Raw genomic sequence first — 6,739 nt, 5'->3', positions numbered from 1 at the left:
TGATATTCATCAACGAGTGCCCACACAGATTGATAGGTTTAAATTGTTAAAGAGCTTTTCCTTTTTGAGCTTCGCTCAAATCGGACGGCCATTTTAGCGATTTAAGTTTTAGTGTCAACCACTATTTTCAAAACTTTTTTCAAGCGCTTAGCTTGGCTAATTTGACCTGCTGATTCGTTTTCGCTTTTGAAACCTAAGCTTCGAAGCCATCCCGTGTCAGCGAGGTGGCATTATAGAGATTTCGATCACACTGGCAAGCCCTTTTTGAAGTTTTTCTCATTTTTTTATTCGTTCGATTAAAAAGAGCACAAAACGCCTCAAAAGTAGGCTTTTCTCTTACATCTCTTGCAGTTTCTTAGAGAATAAAGAGACTTTTTTCCAGTTCGTGTACTCAACTTCCTTGGTTGTATCCGTTTCTCCACCTGTCATATTCATAATGAAGCGAATCATGGTTTTATCGAACCAGTTATAACGAGGATAATAGAGGGCTCCAGCAAACACACCGATCAAAGTGGGTTGCCACGGGGACTTAAGAAGGAACTTCTTAATATAGGCGCTACCTTCAGGAGTATCTTTGCCTTGGTCTTCTTTACGAGCCGTTAAGTTAACGCAAAAGAAAGCAACCTTATTTGATCGCAGCTGAGCAAGGTTGGCATCAATGAACTGATATAGCTTCTTATTGAGGTGCCCATAGCGAATAGATGCGCCAATCAAAACTCGGTCGTATTGAGCAAAGTCGACATTACCAATGGTGTGCAGATCTTGAAGCTCACATTCGAACTCATTCATTTCTTCTTTTATATAGTTCAAGATTTTCTTGGTCTGCCCTTCACGGCTTGAATACAAAAATAGAGCTTTTGCCACAATATGTCCTTAGCTACGCCAAAACGTAGGGGTCAATAAAATTAATAAGGTGAATATCTCTAAACGGCCAAACAGCATGGATACGATCAACACCCATTTAGCCTTGTCATTCACATCGCCGAAGTGCATTGCCACTTCACCTAAGCCTGGACCAAGGTTATTCAATGTTGCCGCTACAGCAGAGAAAGCACTCAGCTCATCCATCCCCGTAGCAATAAGAGCCAACATACAAACCACAAAAACCAATGCGTATGCAGAGAAGAAGCCCCAAACCGCATCAACGACACGTTGTGGTAGTGCCGAACCACCAACCTTGATGGTATAGACAGCACGCGGGTGGACAAGACGCTTCATTTCACGAGCACCCTGTAAAGTAAGCAGTAATATTCGAATGACTTTCATACCGCCACCCGTTGAACCTGCACAACCTCCTATAAAAGAAGAGAACAGAAGCAGCACAGGTAAGAATAACGGCCATTCAGAAAAACCGGTGGTGGTGAAGCCTGCGGTTGTTGAAATAGATACTGTCTGGAACAACGCCTGATCGAAAGCATCATAATACGAATCATAAGAGTGATGATTCAGCAGCAATAAGAAACAAACTAAGAACAGGACGACTTGAATAAAGATAAAAGCGCGGAACTCAGGATCTTTCCAGTAATATTTAGGATGTACACCACCAGAAGCAAATGCCGCAAAGTGAAGAGAATAGTTACACGCAGATATAAGAAGGAACACGACCGTAATCATGTTGATAGCAGGGCTGTTGAAGTACCCCATACTCGCATCGTGAGTCGAGAAGCCACCAATAGCAATGGTTGAGAAACTGTGGCTTATTGCATCAAAGAAACTCATACCTGCAAGCCAAAACGCTACCGCACAAGCAATAGTTAAGCTGAGATATATGTACCAAAGCGCTTTTGCCGTTTCAGCAATACGCGGGGTCATCTTGCTGTCTTTTACTGGACCCGGGATTTCAGCACGATATAGCTGCATACCACCGATACCCAGAACAGGAAGGATGGCTACTGCCAATACGATGATACCCATACCACCAAACCATTGCAGGAACTGACGGTAAAACAGAATCGCCTTAGGCAGATCATCGAGGCCAACAATTACGGTTGCACCTGTCGTGGTTAATGCAGAAAACGATTCAAAAAAGGCATCAGTAACGGAAACACTCGGGTTATCTGCGATCAAAAACGGCAGCGCACCTGCACTACCGATTACCGTCCAGAACAACACCACAATGAGAAAGCCATCTCGCGCCTTCAATTCATGTTTATAGCGTCGGTTTGGAAACCAGCAAGTTGCTCCACAAAATAATAGAACGAAGAAAGTCGTCACAAATGGCACACCCGCACCATCTCTATAGATCAGTGCGACGAGCGCAGGTGCGAGCATTGATACACTAAAAAGTGCTAATAATAATCCGACGATTCGAATAATTGAGCGAAATTGCATGAGCTATTGAACGAAGCGAAATGCTTCACACTTCCTAGTTGTCTTTGACTTTCGTTACCAGTGCCTTGGCACCGCTTTTATTGATCATGGTTTGGGTAAACGAATCTACCTGAAGGAGCTCTATTTCAATAATAAGCTCAACTTGAACACCATAATCCGCTTGGACTTCAACAGCCTGATGCTGAGCCATAATGGATTGCGCGATTGGCACAAAGCCATAGTCTAACTCTAGCCGTAATTTTGTGGTTATTTTTTTCTCGATAGTTTGAAGCAGCTTGAGAGCTTGTTGTACTCCACCACCGTAAGCCTTTACTAGACCACCCGTTCCAAGCTTGATTCCGCCAGAATAACGAGTAACAACAGCCGTCAGTTCACCAACACCAGAACCAGACAGTTGCGCCAAGATAGGCTTACCCGCAGTACCAGATGGCTCTCCATCGTCACTAAAGCCCCATTGCATTGAGTCTTCAGGTCGCCCTGCAGCAAAGCCCCAACAATTATGTCGCGCTGATGAATGCTCTTTTTTTACCTGTTCTACGAACTGTTTAGCAGCTTCTACACTTGGAGTATGAGCAAGATGAGTAATGAAGACGCTCTTCTTTATCTCTTCTTCAAACAGAGCCGACGCTGACGGTATTAAATAGGGCTGTTCATTCATATCGTTAACTTAATTAATAAGAGCGGCGAAGTGTATCACGCGTGAATAATAAGGGTTAGAGGATCTGTGCCATCGCACAATGTTAAACAATTGTTTAAAAAATGTATTGAAATTCACCAGGCAGAGGTACAGACTAGAATAACTGGTCTTACCAGGTATTCTACAATAATAGAAAGATAACAAGATTCTCTCAAACAATCGTGGATTGTATGTCATGGAGATAGACAATGATTTACCAAGCTAACACCTTACAGGTAAAGGAATTACAAGATGGTATTGCAGAACTTAGCTTCTGTGCTCCGGCCTCTGTAAACAAACTCGACCTTGCTACTTTAGAATCGCTAGATAAAGCGTTAGATGCTCTTAATGCTCACGCTGGATTACGTGGTTTAATCTTAACTTCAAACAAAGATGCGTTCATCGTAGGCGCAGACATCACTGAATTTCTTGGCCTGTTTGCTAAGCCAGAAGCAGAACTTGATAAATGGTTAAGATTCGCTAATTCAATCTTCAGCAAGCTAGAAGACCTTCCTGTCCCAACTCTTTCAATGATGCGTGGCCATGCCCTTGGCGGCGGCTGTGAATGTGTACTCGCTACCGATTTCCGTATCGGTGACAAGACCACCAGCATAGGCCTACCAGAAACCAAACTTGGCATCATGCCTGGCTTTGGTGGTTGTGTGCGTCTGCCACGTGTTATCGGTGCTGACAGTGCAATGGAAATTATCACGCAAGGCAAAGCATGCCGTGCAGATGAAGCACTTAAAGTTGGCTTGTTAGATGCGATTGTTGAAACAGACCAACTATTAGAATCAGCGATTAACACTGTTTCTCTAGCAGCCAATGAAAAACTCGATTGGCAGCTACGTCGTAAACAAAAAACATCAGCGCTTTCATTAAGCAAACTAGAAGCGATGATGAGCTTTACCATGGCGAAAGGCTTAGTTGCTCAAAAAGCAGGGCCTCATTACCCAGCACCTATCACCTCGGTTATCGCTATCGAAGAAGCAGCACGTAGCGATCGCGATGCAGCACTAGACATCGAGCGTAAACACTTCGTTAAGCTAGCGAAATCTGAAGAAGCGAAAGCATTGATCGGCTTATTCCTTAATGACCAATACATCAAAGGCCTAGCGAAACAAGCTGGTAAGTCTGCAAACAAAGCGACTGAACGAGCAGCGGTACTTGGTGCTGGCATCATGGGTGGCGGTATTGCTTACCAGTCAGCGTTAAAGGGCGTGCCAGTGATGATGAAAGACATCGCACAGGCGTCTCTAGATCTTGGTATGAACGAAGCATCTAAGCTGTTGAATAAACGCTTATCACGCGGTCGCCTAGATGGATTCAAGATGGCAGGCATTCTGTCTTCTATTACTCCAAGCTTACATTACGCAGGTGTTGAACAGTCAGATGTGATTGTGGAAGCCGTTGTAGAAAACCCTAAAGTAAAAGCAGCAGTACTGAGTGAAGTGGAAGGTCTGGTGGGTGAAGACACAGTTCTTACATCAAACACCTCAACGATTCCGATCAACCTGCTAGCAAAATCTCTAAAACGCCCAGAAAACTTCTGTGGTATGCACTTCTTTAACCCAGTACACCGCATGCCTTTGGTTGAGATCATCCGTGGCGAGCATACTTCAGAAGAAACCATTAATCGCGTGGTTGCTTACGCAGCGAAGATGGGTAAATCCCCTATCGTTGTTAATGATTGCCCAGGCTTCTTCGTTAACCGTGTACTTTTCCCTTACTTTGGCGGTTTCAGCATGTTGCTACGTGACGGTGCTGACTTCACTAAGATCGATAAAGTCATGGAGCGTAAGTTCGGTTGGCCAATGGGCCCTGCTTACTTGCTAGACGTTGTAGGTTTAGACACAGCACATCATGCACAAGCAGTAATGGCGCAAGGTTTCCCAGAGCGTATGGGTAAAGAAGGTCGTGATGCAATTGACGCACTTTACGTCGCTGAAAAATACGGCCAGAAGAACGGCAGCGGTTTCTACACGTACAGCGTAGACAAACGCGGTCGTCCTAAGAAGACATTCTCTGAAGACATTCTTCCTATCCTGGCTGACGTATGCCAACAACCACAAGACTTTGATGACCAGACAATTATCCAACGTGTGATGATTCCTATGATCAACGAAGTGGTGCTTTGTTTAGAAGAAGGCATCATCGCGACACCGCAAGAAGCGGATATGGCACTGGTTTACGGTTTAGGCTTCCCTCCATTCAGAGGCGGCGTATTCCGCTACTTAGACAGTGTGGGTATTGGTAACTTCGTTGAAATGGCGAAGAGCTACCAAGACTTAGGTGCAATGTACCAAGTTCCTCAACTATTGCTTGATATGGCAGCGAAAGGCGAAAGCTTTTACGACGGCCAACAAGCAAGTTCTCTGTAACCCACATTTGGAAAAGGAATAGCAAAATGAATAATGTAGTTGTTGTTGATTGCCTTCGTACCCCAATGGGACGTTCCAAAGGTGGAGCTTTCCGTCACACTCGTGCTGAAGATCTGTCGGCACATTTGATGAAAGGCATTTTAGAGCGCAACCCAGAAGTAAACCCTGTCGAAATTGAAGACATTTACTGGGGTTGTGTACAACAAACGCTAGAGCAAGGCTTCAACGTTGCACGTAACGCTGCTTTACTTGCTGGTCTGCCGATTGAGATTGGTGCGGTAACGGTGAACCGTTTATGTGGCTCATCTATGCAAGCTCTGCATGATGCAACCCGCTCTATCATGGTTGGTGATGCTGAAATCTGCCTGATCGGTGGTGTCGAACATATGGGTCACGTACCAATGAACCATGGTGTTGATTTTCACCCTGGCATGTCTAAACACGTAGCAAAAGCGGCAGGTATGATGGGCCTAACCGCTGAGATGCTAGGCAAAATGCACGGTATTAGCCGTGAAGACCAAGATGCCTTCGCCGCTCGTTCACATGCTAGAGCACAAGCAGCAACAGTAGAAGGTCGTTTCAAGAACGAAATCCTACCAACCGAAGCTCACGCAGCAGACGGTTCACTGTTCACTCTGGATTACGATGAAGTTATTCGCCCAGAAACAACAGTTGAAGGTCTATCTCAGCTGCGTCCTGTATTCGACCCAGCAAACGGAACGGTAACAGCAGGTACTTCATCAGCATTGTCTGATGGTGCATCGGCAATGCTGATCATGAGCGAAGAGAAAGCTAACGCACTTGGCCTGAAGATTCGCGCTCGCGTGAAGTCGATGGCTATCGCTGGCTGCGATCCTTCAATCATGGGTTACGGTCCAGTACCTGCGACTCAAAAAGCGTTAAAACGTGCAGGTCTGAACATTGAAGACATGGGCGTTATTGAGCTCAACGAAGCGTTCGCTGCTCAATCTCTGCCATGTGCTAAAGATCTCGGTCTATTGGATGTAGTTGACGAGAAAGTTAACCTTAACGGCGGTGCGATTGCACTCGGTCACCCACTGGGTTGTTCTGGTTCTCGTATCTCGACGACGCTAATCAACCTGATGGAAGCGCAAGACGTGAAATACGGCTTGGCGACCATGTGTATTGGTTTAGGCCAAGGTATTGCAACGGTATTTGAACGCCCATAGCGATCACTGGTTGTAATACTTGTAGGGTAATCTTTTGTGCAGCTATATTTATATAGCTGCACTTTTTATTACTTGGCATCCAACAATGCATCGATTGCGTTCAGCGAACTCAGCGAGAGAAAAACCAACACTGATATCTATGCACAAAACGCATAGATTCA

5 protein-coding genes are annotated in these 6,739 nt (G+C 45.1%); 2 read left to right on the top strand and 3 right to left on the bottom strand.

Annotated features, from left to right (window positions below):
• Nucleotides 1–336: 336 nt before the first annotated feature.
• The 3 genes from hemG to AB6C75_RS05055 are packed head-to-tail and all read right to left on the bottom strand — an operon-like array spanning nt 337 to nt 2,989.
• Complete coding sequence (hemG, locus tag AB6C75_RS05065; protein WP_017103118.1) at nt 337–864, bottom strand: menaquinone-dependent protoporphyrinogen IX dehydrogenase; 528 nt, start codon at nt 862–864, stop codon at nt 337–339.
• Between the two features lie 9 nt (nt 865–873).
• Nucleotides 874–2,331: a TrkH family potassium uptake protein gene (locus AB6C75_RS05060; RefSeq protein WP_012602960.1), complete on the bottom strand. Its 1,458-nt coding sequence runs from the start codon at nt 2,329–2,331 to the stop codon at nt 874–876.
• 34 nt (nt 2,332–2,365) lie between these two features.
• The gene (locus tag AB6C75_RS05055) at nt 2,366–2,989 is read right to left on the bottom strand and encodes a YigZ family protein (RefSeq protein WP_009848168.1); all 624 of its coding nucleotides are present in this window, start codon (nt 2,987–2,989) and stop codon (nt 2,366–2,368) included.
• Between the two features lie 227 nt (nt 2,990–3,216).
• Between AB6C75_RS05055 and fadB the strand changes: the two genes are divergently transcribed.
• The gene (fadB, locus tag AB6C75_RS05050; protein ID WP_372107131.1) at nt 3,217–5,388 is read left to right on the top strand and encodes a fatty acid oxidation complex subunit alpha FadB; all 2,172 of its coding nucleotides are present in this window, start codon (nt 3,217–3,219) and stop codon (nt 5,386–5,388) included.
• A gap of 26 nt (nt 5,389–5,414) precedes the next feature.
• Nucleotides 5,415–6,578, top strand: coding sequence for an acetyl-CoA C-acyltransferase FadA (fadA, locus tag AB6C75_RS05045; RefSeq protein ID WP_061025197.1), 1,164 nt, complete (start codon nt 5,415–5,417; stop codon nt 6,576–6,578).
• The last annotated feature ends 161 nt before the right edge of the window (nt 6,579–6,739 follow it).

The sequence above is a fragment of the Vibrio sp. 10N.237.312.B06 genome (assembly GCF_041464685.1).
In the GTDB taxonomy this organism is placed as follows: domain Bacteria; phylum Pseudomonadota; class Gammaproteobacteria; order Enterobacterales; family Vibrionaceae; genus Vibrio; species Vibrio tasmaniensis_A.
Note: the sequence above shows the minus strand (reverse complement) of the source record. Positions and strands in the feature narration are given on the sequence as shown.

Excerpts from the sequence above, each read along its gene's own strand:
- fadB (WP_372107131.1), top strand. The coding sequence starts at position 3,217 with ATGATTTACCAAGCTAACACCTTACAGGTAAAGGAATTACAAGATGGT.
- fadA (WP_061025197.1), top strand. The coding sequence starts at position 5,415 with ATGAATAATGTAGTTGTTGTTGATTGCCTTCGTACCCCAATGGGACGT.
- AB6C75_RS05055 (WP_009848168.1), bottom strand. The coding sequence starts at position 2,989 with ATGAATGAACAGCCCTATTTAATACCGTCAGCGTCGGCTCTGTTTGAA.
- AB6C75_RS05060 (WP_012602960.1), bottom strand. The coding sequence starts at position 2,331 with ATGCAATTTCGCTCAATTATTCGAATCGTCGGATTATTATTAGCACTT.